The organism is Streptococcus sp. 27098_8_73 (assembly GCF_041432495.1).
Lineage (GTDB): Bacteria > Bacillota > Bacilli > Lactobacillales > Streptococcaceae > Streptococcus.
In genome coordinates this window covers 65,587-81,711 of the sequence record NZ_JAPVZT010000012.1, presented here as the reverse complement: position 1 = coordinate 81,711, position 16,125 = coordinate 65,587, and the positions used below count along the sequence as shown (strand labels likewise).

At 41.9% G+C, this 16,125-nt stretch carries 9 protein-coding genes and 1 pseudogene; all 10 read left to right on the top strand.

Going from position 1 to position 16,125, the window contains the following annotated elements; all coding sequences use genetic code 11:
- Positions 1–7,919, top strand: a pseudogene (locus O3651_RS08670) (beta-N-acetylglucosaminidase domain-containing protein); the annotation flags it as partial.
- Positions 7,920–9,077, top strand: coding sequence for a G5 domain-containing protein (locus O3651_RS08665; protein ID WP_371610184.1), 1,158 nt, complete (start codon positions 7,920–7,922; stop codon positions 9,075–9,077).
- A gap of 318 nt (positions 9,078–9,395) precedes the next feature.
- A complete protein-coding gene (locus tag O3651_RS08660) occupies positions 9,396–10,355 on the top strand; it encodes an ROK family glucokinase (RefSeq protein ID WP_371610183.1) in 960 nt (319 codons plus the stop codon).
- A 45-nt stretch (positions 10,356–10,400) separates the two neighbouring features.
- On the top strand, positions 10,401–10,808 hold the full coding sequence (locus O3651_RS08655; RefSeq protein ID WP_371610182.1) for a hypothetical protein: 408 nt from the start codon (positions 10,401–10,403) through the stop codon (positions 10,806–10,808).
- A gap of 84 nt (positions 10,809–10,892) precedes the next feature.
- Positions 10,893–11,732, top strand: a complete 840-nt coding sequence (locus O3651_RS08650; protein ID WP_371610181.1) for a thymidylate synthase — start codon at positions 10,893–10,895, stop codon at positions 11,730–11,732.
- Positions 11,733–11,866: 134 nt separating this feature from the next.
- The gene (locus tag O3651_RS08645) at positions 11,867–12,352 is read left to right on the top strand and encodes a hypothetical protein (protein WP_371610180.1); all 486 of its coding nucleotides are present in this window, start codon (positions 11,867–11,869) and stop codon (positions 12,350–12,352) included.
- Between the two features lie 153 nt (positions 12,353–12,505).
- Positions 12,506–13,018 carry a dihydrofolate reductase gene (locus O3651_RS08640; RefSeq protein WP_223367786.1) on the top strand — a complete coding sequence of 171 codons (513 nt, stop codon included), beginning with the start codon at positions 12,506–12,508 and terminating at the stop codon, positions 13,016–13,018.
- A 219-nt stretch (positions 13,019–13,237) separates the two neighbouring features.
- Positions 13,238–14,467 (top strand): ATP-dependent Clp protease ATP-binding subunit ClpX, encoded by a 1,230-nt coding sequence (gene clpX, locus O3651_RS08635; protein WP_015604700.1) that lies wholly within the window; start codon positions 13,238–13,240, stop codon positions 14,465–14,467.
- Between the two features lie 9 nt (positions 14,468–14,476).
- Entirely contained in the window at positions 14,477–15,064 is a 588-nt protein-coding gene (gene yihA, locus O3651_RS08630; RefSeq protein WP_125390734.1) for a ribosome biogenesis GTP-binding protein YihA/YsxC, read from the top strand.
- Positions 15,065–15,358: 294 nt separating this feature from the next.
- Entirely contained in the window at positions 15,359–16,057 is a 699-nt protein-coding gene (locus O3651_RS08625; RefSeq protein WP_148888075.1) for a glucosaminidase domain-containing protein, read from the top strand.
- Positions 16,058–16,125: the final 68 nt, after the last annotated feature.

Below are 16,125 nucleotides of genomic sequence, written 5' to 3'. Positions count from 1 at the left end.
CGTCTGCAAACACAGAAGTAACTAATCCACAGCCGACTCAACCAACACTGACTACACCTTCAGCACCAACTACACCAGTGAAAGAAGTGGTAAATATTCCTGATGTTAATCATTTATTGAATGCACAGGTGAGAGCGTCCAACCATGAGCAGAATACATCTAATACTGGCGATAAAGCTGTAGATGGAGACGACAATAGTCGTTGGGCAACAGATAGGAATGCAGTAACTCCTCATCTAACCATGACTTTAAATAAGGTGACATCAATCAAGCGAATTGAGATTGATTGGGATCGTAGGCAGAGAGCGGGACAGCCTAATGATCCAAATGTGCAAGGATGGAAACTTTATTATGCTACAGCAGAAGCTATTAATGAAGAAGAAGCTACTCGTAAATGGAAACTAGCTTATGAAAAAGATGGTCAACCTATCTTAGATGAAAGGGTTAATCTTGATACTCCAATTGAAGCCAAATATCTCAAGTTGGAAATCACAAAATACACTGAAGGTAGTATGCGCTGGCGCAATGTCGGTATTCAGGAAATACGAGCTTATTCTAACATTCCAGAACCAGATAAGGTAACAAATCTTAACCAAGTAGAGTCACTGACTTTGGCTCAAGATGGACATTCACTTGTTTTACCTGAATTACCAGGTAAAGTTAGCTTAGTTGGTAGCAATAAAACAGGTGTGATTGATCTGAATAATAAAATCCACCAGCCTTTAACAGAGCAGACAGTTAAAGTTTCTTTGCAACAAGTGCATGAGGGCCAAACCATTACCAAGGAATTTGAAGTTAGAGTTCCTGGTCGTTATGCAGACGAGGGAGTTGGAGACAAGCCAACAGTGGCTCCAACTGTTCAGCAATGGCATGGTGAGGAAGGACGTTCTTCTATTTTGGAAGACACTGTTCTATCTGTTGGAGATTCGGGATTTGACAAGGCAGCTAATTTCTATGCTAATGACTTGGTTTCTCGAGGATTAGAGCTTGCCAAGGGAGACAGTACATCCGCGCATCGTATTGAGTTTAAAAAGGTAACGGACAAGGGCTATGGTGAAGAAGGTTATGGTATTACGATTCGTGATAATGTCTTTACCATTGAAGCGCAGACCAATAAAGGTGCTTTTTATGCTACTCGAACCCTACTTCAAATGGGTCAAGAAAATATCCAAAATGGTGAAATTCGAGACTTTCCAAGTTTCAGCCACCGAGGATTTATGTTAGATACTGGTCGTAAGTTTATTCCTTATGATACTCTTGTGGACATTATGCTAAACATGGCTTACTACAAGATGAATGACTTGCAGTTGCATTTGAATGATAACTATATTTTCCTCAAGGAGCATTTAGCAGGTAAACATCTGACCAAGGAGCAGGAAATTGAATATGTGCTCAATCATGCAGATACAGGTTTCCGTTTACAGACAGATATTGTCGGTGACAATGGTATGCCCTTGACTTCTAAGCAACACTATACTAAGGATGAAATGCAAAGACTCATCGCTTTGGCTGATGAGTTAGGAATCAACTTAGTACCAGAAATTGATACACCGGGGCATGCTTTATCATTTGTGAAGGTTCGTCCAGACTTGATGTATAAAGGACAGCTGAGTCCGAATAAGCACAATGTAGAGCGTGTTGAGATGCTTGATTTGGACAAGAATTATGATGAAACATTGCGCTTTGTCAAGTCTGTTTATGATAAATTGCTGGATGGTAAGGATGCACCGCTTCGTGGTGTTAAGACGATTCACATCGGAACAGATGAGTACTATGGCAACAATGAAAACTATCGTCGTTATGTCAATGATTTGGTCACCTATATCAAAGGTAAGGGCTATACGCCACGAATTTGGGGTTCACTTAGCCGTAAGAGTGGGCAAACACCAGTTGATTTGAAGGGTGTCGAGGTGGATATCTGGAGTCTAGGTTGGCAACATCCACAAGCGGCTTTGAAGGCTGGTGCTAAAATTATCAATATTACGGATGTTCCGACTTACAGTGTGCCAAATGGTAATAACCAGCAAGGAGCATACGGTGATTACTCTTCTTATGAGTATCAATATAATCGCTGGACGCCAAATGATTTTACGACAGCAGGAAATGGTCCACAATTAGCAGCTTCAAACCCTCACATCTTGGGTGGTGGACATGCTGTTTGGAATGATAATATTGATCTCCACGAAACAGGCATGACTTCTTATGATATTTTCAAGCGCTTCTTTGAAGCAACAAGAGTTACTGCTGAAAAGACTTGGGGATCAAACCGGGCTGCTAACAATTTTGCAGGAAGAACTTTACCACGCGCAGACTATGTTTATGCACCCGGTAGCAATCCAGAGTACAAGATTGATGATACTGAGACCTATGAAATCAATCCAAAGACAATCAAGCGTTACGATGCAGAAAACATCACACAAAATGCTAAAGGTTTAGTCTTCAATAAAGAAAGCAAGATTGAAAATGCCATTGGTAACGTCGGTCCAAGTCACGTCTTAAAAGTTGATGTGACGGTTACAGGTGATGGTGTGCAGGAGTTGGCTTCTAGTGAGGGGAATAAGCTCTATTTGTCTGATGAGTCAGGTAAAGTAGCCTATAAGTTTGAGCAACACCATATTCAGTTTGACAAGACATTGGAAAAAGGTAAACGCTATGAGCTAGTCTTTGTCACCAAACCTCAGTCAACTGAGCTCTATGTCAATGGTGAAAAGATCAATCGTATTGCCAATCCAGCTCATCCAAGATTGGCTCACACAAGTCTTGTCCTACCTCTTGAAAAAATCGGAGGTTTTGAAGGTACTTTGCACAATCTCAGCTTATCTGATAAGCCATTTGTCAATCCACGTTTGATTGCACAGGATCAGATTGCCCGTGTGGAAGCAAGTAGTGAGCAGCTACCAGGAAATGCTACAGAAGGAGCTGTTTCTAAAGCCTTTGATGGCAATCCTGCAACCTTCTGGCATTCACATTGGACGAAGAAGGATCCGTCTTATACGGTTACTATGACCTTGAAGCAAGCGACAGCTGTCAATGCTTTGACTTACCTTCCTCGTCCAGGCGGCGGAAATGGTCTTGTGACTAAATATGAAGTTTATGCTAAAAAGGCTGATCAATTGGTTAAGGTAGCTGAAGGTACTTGGGATAATAATGCAGCTGAAAAGATTGCAAACTTTGAAGCTGTCGAAACGGATACAATCCAGTTGAAGATTCTACAGGGAGTGGAAGGATATGCCAGTGCAGCTGAAATCAATCTTTTGAAACCAATAGCTACATCAGATGAGCCTGCTACACCACCAGCACCAAAACCAGATCCAAAACCTGAAACTCCAGCTCCAACTCCGAAAGACGACGGAACTGTTGAATTGGGAGATACTTTTATCGCTAAAAAACCAGCAGATCCAAGTGTAGTAGAAGCAGCTTTGAGAAGCCAAGAATACCTTAAGAAACAGTATAAGATTTTCCCAACTCCTCACAAGGTTACTTATGGTGATGGCTTGGTACGTTTAGATAAGAAAGTTCATTTGGTAATCGGTGTGCAAGTTGATATTTACACTCGTAATCGACTCAAATCTATTTTGCAAAATAGCAATATCTCCTATACTACTGGTAAGACGGCCGAAGCTGACGCAACCAATATCTATCTGGGAGTTCACCAGACTGGCTCAAAAGCGGAAGAAGCTCAGAGAACAGAGTCTGTTAACCAAGGACTATTTGATAAGATTGATGCTTATTCATTAGTTGTTAAAGGTCAGCAAATTTCTATTGTCGGCAAAGATACAGATGCTGTCTTCTATGGACTAACAACACTCAAGCATATGCTAAATGATAGCTCTGCTCCAGTTCTGCGTGAGGTCAATGTTGAAGATTATGCTGATATGAAGAATCGTGGCTTTATCGAAGGCTATTATGGTAATCCATGGTCTAATAAAGATCGGGCGGCCTTGATGCGCTACGGTGGTGATTTGAAACTGACCCAGTATATTTTTGCACCAAAAGATGATCCATATCACAACAGTAAGTGGAGAGAACTTTATCCAAAAGAAAAACTAGAAGAAATCCGCCAACTTGCTAAAGTAGGGAATGAAACTAAGACTCGCTATGTCTGGACCATTCATCCATTTATGAATAGTCGAATTCGCTTCCAAAATGAGACGGTTTACCAAGAAGACTTGAATGCAATCAAAGCTAAATTTACTCAGTTGCTGGACGTCGGCGTTCGTGAGTTTGGTATCCTTGCAGATGATGCAGCTCAGCCTTATGGTGGTTATGAAAGTTATAACCGCTTGATGAAAGATATGACCGATTGGTTGACTGAAAAACAAGCGACTTATCCAGGCTTGAAGAAAGAGATGATTTTTGTTCCAAGTCAGTATTGGGGCAATGGTCGAGAAGACGAACTGCGTTCTCTAAACCGTAATCTTCCGAAAAGTAGCATTATGACTCTGACAGGAGGCAAGATTTGGGGTGAAGTTTCTGAAAACTTCTTGACTCAACTCAAGCAAAATATAGAGGCATCTGGTCAACCATATCGTCCTGTTCAACTTTGGATTAACTGGCCGTGTACAGATAATTCTAAGCAACACCTTATATTGGGTGGTGGTGAGAAATTCCTACATCCTGGTGTGGATCCAAGCCTAATCGGTGGGGTCATGCTCAATCCAATGCAGCAATCAGAACCATCTAAAATTGCTCTCTTCTCAGCTGCAGAGTACGGCTGGAATATCTGGAAGAATGAGGCGGAAGCCAAAGCTGTTAACGATATAGCTTTCAACTTTGCAGAAACAGGTCGTTTTACAGAGACCAAAGAATCTGCAGCCTTCCGTGAGCTAGGTAAGCACATGATTAACCAACATATGGATAATCGTGTTGTGAAGCTAGAAGAGTCTGTAGAGCTAGCTCCGAAACTGACAAACTTCATGAACAAGCTGAAAACAGGTCAAGATGTCTCAGCTGAGCGCAAAGAGTTGAAGGCAGAATTTGCTAAACTAAAAGCTGCAGCTGAGACCTATAAATCATCAGGAAATGAACAGATGCGTGAGCAGATTAAGTACTGGCTTGACAATACCATTGACCAGATGAATGCTCTGGATGCTCTCTTGACAGCTACTGAATTTATTGGTAGCAAAAATGCTGACGGCCTTTGGAATAATTACTACAAGGGCTTAAAAGATTATGAGCAATCTAAGAAACATTCCTTCTGGTATGTTGACCACTATGAAAATGCTGAGCTGGGCGTGCAGCATATCCGTCCATTTATCCTTAACCTAAAAGAATATCTGGCTAAGGAAATCGAAAAAGAACTGAATCCAGATAAAGTTGTAACGACCTTTATTACTAACCGTACAGGTGGTGAAGGAGATTTGGCTCAGGTCTTAGACGGAGACTTGTCGACTCAGATTATCTTTAAAAATCCAACTAGAATTAGCGCTGGCGATTATGTTGGACTTCAGTTCAATAAGCCTGTTTCTATCAAGAAATTGAGCTTTGCTATGGGAGCTGTCAGCAATCCGAAAGACACCTTTAACAAGGCCAAGATTGAATACTTAAATGAAGCAGGTGAGTGGACTGCCCTTCCTCAAGGTAACTATGTCGGAAATGAGTCGGAGATTACCTTAGATAATCTTGAAATTAAGGCTAAGGGCGTTCGGATGGTGGCGACAGAAGACCGAGACAATACTTGGTTTGCAGTCCGTGAAATCGCAGTTAACCGTCCTCTTGAAAATGCCAAGAAGAAAGCTGGAAGCATTACCATCAGTCCAAATCTGGTCTATAAACTCAATACAACGGCTGCCAAGATGACAGACAATAGTGATAGCACAGAAGCAATGTTGGCAAGTTCTTCAACGGCAAATGGAGAAAGAGATACAACGCCAGTAGATGCTTGGGTGCAGTTGGATCTTGGTTCTCAACAAACAGTCAAGAAGATTCGTTTGGTACAAGGTGTGACAGATAAGCTAGCAGCTGGTGTCATCGAAGTCTCTACTGACGGACAAAACTGGACAACAGTAGCCAACTTGACAGGTGAGCAAAGCAAAGAAGTTGAAACCAATCAGAATATCCGTTATGTACGTGTTAGAAATACGCAAAAGACTAATTTCTGGTGGCGAATTGGCAACCTATCTGTTGAGTCAGAGACTGGAACAGACCAGTATACAGATACTAATGTTGAGCAACTCAAGGCTACTCAAGTCCATGAAAAATTGGGTCGCTACGAGATGCATATTCCAGCCGGTACAACTTTAGATACGGGCCAATATCTTGGAATGAAACTAGATCGTCTCCATGAAATTGAGGATTTGAAACTGGGTGAGAATGCTAATCAAGCACTCCAGCTTCGCTATTCTCCAAATGGAGTGGAGTGGTATAGTGCCTCTGAGTTACAAGACCACCAGCTTGTTCGTTATGTACGTATTGAAAACAAGACAGGTCAGAGACAGGCAATCGGAGCAACTTCCTTGCTCTTGACCACTAAGGAAATTCAACCAACATCGATTGAGTCTACCAGCATGGGTATTGATCCTAACTATGGTAGCGGAGATGTTCGTAAATCGAAAAACCTAGACCAGCTCTTTGATGGTGATTTAAACAATTATGTTGAATTCTCTGATTATCCACAAACCGATGGTCATATGACGCTCAATCTTGGAGCAACCCGTCAAATCAAGAAGATTCGTGCCTACATTAAAGATGGTACACAGAACTATCTTCGTGATGGAAAGATTCAAGTTAGCGCAGATGGCAAGACCTGGAAAGATGTCGTTTCAGTGGGAGATGGTCAGGAAAATCCAGTACGTGACGACTCCTTAACTGATGGCTGGACACATGATTCACAGCGACCTGGAAATCGCTATATTGAGGGAGAATTGCCAGAAGCAACTGCGGCGAAATATCTCCGAGTGCTCTACACAGCTCCTTATCGTCATCGCTTTGTTGGATTTACAGAGTTAGTTATCAATGATGGAGAATACACTAAGTCAGTCAATAATCCAACTGTGGAAGGTACTGGTACAGAGACCAAGTCATCTGAAAAGAATAATATAGCAGATGGAAATATTCTCAACAGTTACAAGGCGACTCAAGACAGCGGTGAGTTGATTTACCATCTATCTGAAAAGACAGAATCAAATCACGTTCGCCTGATTTCAGATATTCCATCAGGAAGCTCAGCGCACGTTTGGGTAAGAACCATTTCCAAAGATGGCCAAACAGCATGGCAAAACTTGGGTGCGGTTACCACAAGTTTCCAAACCTTCCAGCTCGCTAACAGCGCCCACTTATTAGATGTTAAGTTGAAGTGGGAAGGTGGTCGCCCTGAGTTTTACGAAGTCTCTACCTATCATGCCGAGATTGCTGAGACACCCAATCCAGATACACCAAAACCTCCAGTTCACAAAACGACTCCAGACGAAGGTGTTAAGATTCCGGTAGTTGAGCAACCACGCTTGGATATTGTGACAGAAGTTCTACCGTTTAATACCGTCGAACGAGAAAATCCACAATTGCCGAAAGGCACCCGAAAAGTTGTCCAAGAAGGCAAGGCCGGCGAAAAGGCTACGCTTGTGGAAGTGACGATTGAGAATGGTCAAGAAACTGGTCGTGTGACTCGTGACAGCTTCGTTTCTAAAGACCCAATCGATCAGATTGTGGAAGTTGGCAAACCAGTTGAGCAAGTAACACCAGATCAAGGTCTTAAGAATCTTGTTGTCGAGCAGCCACGCTTGGATGTAGTGACTGAAGCTCTACCGTTTAATACTGTTGAACGTGAAAACGCACAATTACCTAAGGGCACCCGAAAAGTTGTCCAAGAAGGCAAGGCCGGTGAAAAGACCACGCTGGTTGAAGTAACAATCGAAAATGGCCAAGAAACTGGCCGTGTGACTCGTGACAGCTTCGTTTCCAAAACCCCAGTCGACAAGATTGTGGAAGTTGGCAAGCCAGCTGAGCAGGTTACACCAGCAGAAGGCGTTAAGAATCTGGTTGTCGAGCAGCCACGCTTGGATGTGGTAACTGAAGCTCTACCGTTCAACACCGTTGAGCGCGAAAATCCACAATTGCCTAAGGGCATCCGAAAAGTTGTCCAAGAAGGCAAGGATGGTGAGAAGACCACGCTTGTTGAAGTGACGATTGAGAATGGCAAGGAAAGCGGTCGAGTGACTCGTGATAGCTTCGTTTCCAAAATCCCAGTGGATCAGATTGTGGAAGTTGGCAAGCCAGTTGAACAAGTCACCCCAGCAGAAGGCGTTAAGAATCTGGTTGTCGAGCAACCACGCCTTGATATCGTGGCCGAAGCTTTACCGTTTAATACTGTCGAACGTGAAAACCCACAGTTGCCTAAGGGCGCTCGAAAAGTCGTCCAAGAAGGCAAGAACGGCGAGAAGACCACGCTTGTCGAAGTGACCATCGAAAATGGTCAAGAAACTGGTCGAGTGACTCGCGATAGCTTCGTTTCTAAAGTGCCAGTAGATCAAATCGTGGAAGTTGGAAGCAGGGAAGAGAAACCAAACAAACCAACTACACCAGAGAAGCCTGTAGAGCCATCTAAGCCAGAAAATAACTTACGTATCTTGATGGATGAAGCTACCAAGGTTCAAGTGATTGGTATGAAGACCACGCTTGATCAAGTTGTGGCCTTGAAGGTTAAGAAAGTAGCAGCTCAAAGCCTAGAAGGTAAGCTCTACGATGCTTATGACATTAGACTAGAAGACCAATTTGGCAAAGCTGTTCAGCCTAAGGGCAAGGTCTTTGTCAGCCTTCCAGTTGCATCTAATAAAGATGTTGAAAATGTCTTCTTTATGACAGTAGCTAATCAGCTTGATGCGGTATCCTTCCAGCAAAAAGGTCATTATGTCGAGTACATGACAGATCAGCTAGGTGTTTATGCGGTTGTTTACAAGTCAACTGCAACCCCGCAGATGCAGGAGCAAGTGCAAGGAGCTAAAGGAGCTAGTCCGAGTCAAGGTCCAGCCACTAAGTCAGCAACCTTACCAAGTACAGGCACAGCAACAGATTCAGCCTTCCTTCTCGGCCTTCTGTTAGCATTGACAGGATTATTCCTGATGAAGAAGAAGGAAGAATAAAAGGGCTCTTTGTCAACTGTAGTGGTTTGATGATAAGTCAATTTATGGAGAGGATCTTTTGGTCTTCTCCTTTTTGATGTTCGGAATCTAAAATGCAGAGTCTGAAGTCTCTGAAATTGTGAAAAAGAAATCTTTACTCTTCTTGATCTTATTACTTATTTATTGTTGTTCAAAAGCTATTTTTCTACATGAAAGAATATTCATAATCTCTAATTTAAGTGTAGTAATCAGCGATTTACAAAAAATACCGTGCAAACCTTTTCACCGTTAAAAAAATCTGCTATAATAAGAGGGAGAACGAATACAGAGGAGAATATCATGTCAAAAAAAATTATTGGGATTGACCTTGGTGGTACATCTATCAAATTTGCAATTTTAACACAAGAGGGTGAAATCCAAGAAAAATGGTCTATTAAAACTAATATTTTGGATGAAGGAAGCCATATTGTAGACGATATGATTGAGTCTATTCAGCATCGTTTGGAGCTCCTAAAGCTATCAGCTGAGGACTTTGTCGGAATTGGCATGGGATCACCGGGTGTGGTTGATCGTGAGAAAGGGACTGTTATCGGTGCCTATAACCTGAACTGGAAGACCCTTCAACCGGTAAAAGAGAAAATCGAAAAAGCGACAGGCATTCCATTCTTCATTGATAATGATGCCAACGTAGCTGCGCTTGGTGAGCGTTGGATGGGTGCTGGTGAAAACCAGCCAGACGTTGTCTTTATGACGCTTGGTACAGGTGTTGGTGGCGGTATCGTTGCGGAAGGTAAATTGCTCCACGGTGTGGCAGGTGCGGCAGGCGAGCTGGGCCATATCACTGTTGATTTCGATCAACCAATCGCATGCACCTGTGGTAAAAAAGGCTGTCTTGAGACAGTTGCCTCAGCAACAGGGATTGTCAACTTGACTCGTCGTTACGCTGATGAATATGAAGGTGACGCAACTTTGAAACGCTTGATCGATAACGGAGAAGAAGTAACTGCTAAAACTGTATTTGATTTGGCAAAAGAAGGCGACGACCTTGCCTTGATCGTTTATCGTAACTTCTCACGTTACTTGGGAATTGCTTGTGCCAATATCGGTTCAACACTTAATCCATCAACGATCGTTATTGGTGGTGGAGTGTCAGCGGCAGGAGAGTTCCTACTTGAGGGTGTTCGTAAAGTTTATGAAGAAAATGCTTTCCCGCAAGTACGTACGTCAACTAAATTAGCGCTGGCTACACTTGGAAATGATGCTGGCGTAATTGGAGCAGCTTCGCTGGTACTTCAATAGTTCTAACTACTTCCTCTCTTAGCATAGCTATAAGGAGGGCTAAAAATGAAGAGAAAAGTTGCATATTTTCTAATATTATTTCCCATTCTTCTTTTGATTTTATCCGCTTGCAAATCAAAGACAGAAGGTTTTCTGACCATATTGAATAGTCAGAATCAGCAGATTTATCAGACAAGAAACACCAAAACCTTGGATGAATTTGCAGACATTCTGGATAAGGTCGAATCTGAGGAAGATAATGAAGATGCCTGGGTTGATTTACCTGATGATGCAGAGGTTAATTACATCTACGATATTAGTGGGAGAAAGGGAAAAAGTGGCGTTAAATTCACGACCTACAAAAACTACCCCTATGTCACCCTTTCAAATATCCCTGCTGTGTCAGATATCACCTTGAGATTATCAGAAAAAGATGCGAATAAGCTCAATCATCCAGATGAATGGGTCAAATAAAGTTTTCTCCTGCTAAACTTGGCAGGAGAATTTTTATGGAAAATTTGCTATACTAGAAAAAGTTCACTGAACGAAGGAGAAATCATGACGCTAGCAGATACGATTTTCAAAGAGAATATAAAAAAGATTATGGAGCAAGGTGTTTTTTCTGAGAATGCCCGTCCGCGCTACAAGGATGGAAATGTCGCCAACTCTAAATATATCACTGGTTCTTTCGCAGAATACGATTTGAGCAAGGGAGAGTTCCCAATCACGACTCTGCGACCGATTGCCATCAAGTCGGCCATCAAGGAAGTCCTTTGGATCTATCAAGACCAGTCTAATAGCTTGGAATTGCTCAATGACAAATACAATGTACACTATTGGAATGACTGGGAAGTTGGTGATACGGGCACCATTGGCCAGCGTTACGGAGCCGTTGTCAAGAAGCACAATATTATCCATAAAATTCTCCAACAGCTGGAAGCCAATCCTTGGAACCGCCGCAATATCATCTCTCTCTGGGATTATGAAGCATTTGAAGAAACGGACGGTTTACTACCATGCGCTTTTCAGACCATGTTTGATGTTCGGCGTGTAGATGGAGACATTTGTCTGGATGCGACTCTGACCCAGCGCTCAAATGATATGCTAGTGGCTCACCACATCAACGCTATGCAGTATGTGGCTCTGCAGATGATGATTGCCAAGCATTTCGGTTGGAAGGTCGGCAAGTTCTTTTACTTTATCAATAACTTGCACATCTATGACAATCAGTTCGACCAGGCGGAGGAACTCTTACGCCGAGAGCCTAGCGATTGTCAACCACGACTCATTTTAAATGTGCCGGATGGAACCAATTTCTTTGATATCAAGGTAGAGGATTTTGAGCTCTTAGACTACGATCCAGTCAAACCTCAGCTCAAATTCGATTTAGCGATTTGATTATATTTTTCCTACTGAATGACAGTCAGTAGGTTTTTTAATTTTCAAGAGCAAATGATTGAAATATATTTTGTAAGTGCTATAATGACAATAGATATATGTGTTTCGCTAGTGCCTATCTCGGAGGTATTGATATGGAAGCAATTTTTTTAACACATAGAAGCAGGAGAAAACTCTTTAGTCTGGGCATTTGTTCATGTTTGCTTGGCTTATCGGTTTCTGTGACACCGATGGCTCTTGTGGGTGCGGATGAAGTCCAGCAGGCAGAGTCCCAACTTGAGCAAATTGCGGATTCTTCAGTGGAGGAAGATGATTTTCTACAGCTTGTAGACCAAGGTTCGGATGGAGCAAATCAGGGAAAGAAATCCTATACGATTGATTTGCTTTGTCATGGAAAAGGCCCTAAAAACAAAGGGACCGAGCAAAGCAATGCTGATGCTTCAACTGAAGGTAAGTCAGTCAAAAGAGAGGGATGTGATATTGATCCCCTAGCGGATAAAAAAGAGGCTACCACTGCTGAGCCTAAAAAGGCAGACTCAACGCTCTTGAACGTTTCCTTGTTTGGCCTTGTAGCTGCTGTTGTAGGATTTGTCTTTATCAAAAAGATGAAGAAAGAGTAATTTGCCTAGCAAACGAATAGTCGATAATCTTTTGGGTTATCGATTTTTTATCTGGATCAGCTGACAAAAATAAATAGATAGAAGTGATAGTCCAAACAAGTCTTTTTTAATAAATTTTGATAGAATAGAAATATCAATGCGAAGGATGGAGAAATGACGAAAAAGATTGCGGCTATTTGGGCACAGGATCAAAATGGTCTGATTGGCAAAGACCAAAGCTTGCCATGGCATTTACCAGCTGAGTTGAAACATTTCAAGGAAATCACGACTGGACATGCAATTTTAATGGGGCGGGTGACTTTTGATGGCATGCATCGGCGCGTGCTGCCAAATAGAAAAACTCTGATTTTAACACGCGATAGGGATTATCAGATTGAAGATGAGCGTGTTTTGGTATTTCATGAGCTTTCAGCAGTATTGAAATGGTACCAAGAGCAAGAGAAGAATCTCTATATTATCGGTGGCGGTCAAATCTTTTCTTTATTTGAGCATGAATTGGATGAGGTGATTAAGACAGAAATCCATGCTAGCTTAGAAGGTGATACTTATTTCCCAGCAGACTTTGATTTGACACAGTTTGATGAAGTAAGCAGTCGTTTTCGACCAAAAGATGAAAAAAATGAGTATGATTTCACCGTAAAAATCCTCAAAAGAAAGGGTTCATAGGAATGGAAAGAAGTGTTTTTGGTTTTTTTACGGCCTTTTTATGTGCAATTTGTCTGATCTGTTCGCTTCAGACTTGTCGTAAGAAACGTTATGGATTGGCTATTTTATTTTTGTTAAATGCTTTTACGAATCTTGTTAATTCCATCCATGCTTTTTATATGACCCTCTTTTAAAATGTAAATAAAAAATTGAATTAGAAATTTAGAATGGGAGTAAACAATGCCTACAAATCGTAATAATGAGATGATGGTGTATTGTTCTTTCTGTGGAAAGAATCAGGACGAAGTCCAAAAAATTATTGCGGGCAACAATGCCTTTATCTGTAATGAATGTGTCGAGTTGGCGCAGGAGATTATCCGAGAAGAATTAGCTGAGGAAGTTTTAGCTGATCTTTCTGAAGTACCAAAACCGCAAGAATTGCTCAATATCTTGAACCACTATGTGATCGGTCAGGATCGGGCAAAACGTGCTTTGGCTGTTGCCGTTTACAATCACTATAAGCGGATTAATTTTCATGATAGTCGCGAAGAGGATGATGTGGAGCTGCAAAAATCCAACATCCTCATGATTGGTCCAACTGGATCTGGGAAAACATTCCTGGCTCAGACCTTGGCGCGTAGCCTCAATGTTCCTTTTGCTATCGCGGATGCGACAGCCTTGACTGAGGCTGGCTATGTTGGTGAAGATGTAGAAAATATCTTGCTCAAGCTTTTACAGGCAGCTGACTTCAATATTGAACGGGCAGAACGTGGCATCATTTATGTGGATGAAATCGATAAGATTGCTAAGAAGAGCGAAAATGTTTCTATCACCCGTGATGTTTCAGGTGAAGGTGTTCAGCAAGCTTTACTGAAGATTATTGAAGGAACGGTAGCCAGCGTGCCTCCTCAAGGTGGTCGTAAGCATCCACAGCAAGAAATGATTCAGGTTGATACCAAGAACATTCTCTTTATCGTTGGTGGTGCTTTTGACGGTATCGAAGAAATTGTTAAACAACGTCTTGGTGAGAAGATTATCGGTTTCGGTCAAAATAATAAGGCCATTGACGAAGGTGCGTCTTATATGCAGGCCATTGTCGCTGATGATATTCAGAAATTTGGGATTATTCCTGAGTTGATTGGTCGTTTGCCAGTTTTTGCAGCCCTAGAGCAGCTGACTGTTGATGATTTGGTTCGCATTTTGAATGAACCGAGAAATGCGCTAGTGAAGCAATACCAAACCTTGCTTTCTTATGATGATGTTGAGCTTGAATTTGACGAGGAAGCCCTGCAAGCCATTGCGAGAAAAGCCATCGAACGCAAGACAGGTGCGCGTGGACTTCGTTCAATTATTGAAGAAACCATGATGGATGTTATGTTTGAAGTGCCGAGTCAGGAAAATGTCAAACTGGTTCGTATCACGAAGGAAGCAGTGGACGGCACAGACAAGCCAATCTTGGAAACTGCCTAGGGGAAGCTTATGGAAATCAATACACATAATGCTGAGATTTTACTGAGTGCAGCCAATAAGTCGCATTACCCTCAGGATGATATCCCAGAAATCGCCTTGGCTGGTCGCTCCAATGTTGGTAAATCTAGTTTTATCAATACTCTTCTTAATCGCAAAAATCTAGCACGGACTTCAGGTAAGCCTGGTAAAACGCAACTGTTGAACTTTTTTAACATTGATGATAAGCTCCGTTTTGTGGACGTTCCTGGCTATGGTTATGCCAAGGTTTCGAAAGCGGAGCGCGCTAAATGGGGCAAAATGATTGAGGAATACTTGACCAGTCGGGACAATCTGCGAGCGGTCGTGAGTCTAGTAGACTTACGCCATGATCCTAGTGCGGATGATGTGCAGATGTATGAATTTCTCAAATACTATGAAATTCCAGTTATTGTTGTGGCTACCAAGGCTGATAAAATTCCACGCGGTAAGTGGAATAAGCATGAAAGTGCCATTAAGAAAAAGCTGGACTTTGACAAAACTGATGATTTTATCATCTTTTCTTCAGTTGATAAAACTGGTCTTGATCAAGCTTGGGATGCGATTTTGGACAAGATCTAGATGTTAGATTGTATCGGAATGATAGTTGAATTTTCAGAGTTTAAGATCATAGCCTGATTCCGTATGGGTTGGAGTCAGGTTATTTTCATCTTCAGCTCAGCCTGCATATATCTGAATGATAAGGCTCATTATGCAAGTCGAACGAGGAAGTTTTGAATGGAACAATCGTGGCTTGTAAAACTTATATTCGTGGAAGATCTAAAAAATGTCATATACTTGTAATTTATTGCTAATGTTATTTTGCTTTTAGTATGTTACAATAGTAGAATAGATATTGTATTTAGGAGAAAGACTGTGAAGAAGAGAATTTCAAAAGAAAGAAAAAGACTTTTGACAGGTTTGGCAGTGATGGCTTCAACCGTTGTCTTTGGTCTGGCTTTGTCAAAGCAAATCAAGCCAGCAAGTGCAAATGATGCTGTTCAGCAACCATTGAACCAAACAGAATATTTCATTTCACAAATCAGTGAGCCAGCTCGCCAATTGGCCCAGGATAATGATCTGTATGCTTCCGTGATGATTGCACAAGCTATTTTAGAGAGTGGTTCTGGCCAGTCTGGTCTATCAGGCTATCCTCACTATAATCTGTTCGGGATTAAAGGAGCTTATGGTGGTCAGTCAGCGACGATGGAGACCTTAGAAGAAGATGGTCAGGGCAATACTTACGCGATCAATGATCAATTCCGCTCTTACTCAAGTTACGCTGAGTCACTTCAGGATTATGTCTATGTCTTGAGACAAAGTCATTTTGCGGGAGCTTGGAAAAGCAATGCCCCGACTTATCAAGATGCGACAGCTGCCTTGACAGGTGTATATGCAACGGATAGTCATTACTATGCAAAATTAAACTATCTGATTGAAGCATACAATCTGACTCAGTTTGATTCGCCTAGCTATCAGACAGGAGCGTCTAATATGGTTTACAATCCTTACCGTGGACAATACACGACTCAAGATGTTCTGGAAACAGACCAAGCATGGGCATCACATAACTAGATAAGAAAAAAGAGATTATAATAATCTCTTTTTTGCGTTTTGCTAATGAAGTAGACGATCATTTCAAA

Bases quoted from the DNA above. Each gene is read 5' to 3' on its own strand.
- O3651_RS08640 (WP_223367786.1), top strand. From the start codon at position 12,506: ATGACGAAAAAGATTGCGGCTATTTGGGCACAGGATCAAAATGGTCTG.
- clpX (WP_015604700.1), top strand. From the start codon at position 13,238: ATGCCTACAAATCGTAATAATGAGATGATGGTGTATTGTTCTTTCTGT.
- O3651_RS08645 (WP_371610180.1), top strand. From the start codon at position 11,867: ATGGAAGCAATTTTTTTAACACATAGAAGCAGGAGAAAACTCTTTAGT.
- yihA (WP_125390734.1), top strand. From the start codon at position 14,477: ATGGAAATCAATACACATAATGCTGAGATTTTACTGAGTGCAGCCAAT.
- O3651_RS08660 (WP_371610183.1), top strand. From the start codon at position 9,396: ATGTCAAAAAAAATTATTGGGATTGACCTTGGTGGTACATCTATCAAA.
- O3651_RS08650 (WP_371610181.1), top strand. From the start codon at position 10,893: ATGACGCTAGCAGATACGATTTTCAAAGAGAATATAAAAAAGATTATG.
- O3651_RS08655 (WP_371610182.1), top strand. From the start codon at position 10,401: ATGAAGAGAAAAGTTGCATATTTTCTAATATTATTTCCCATTCTTCTT.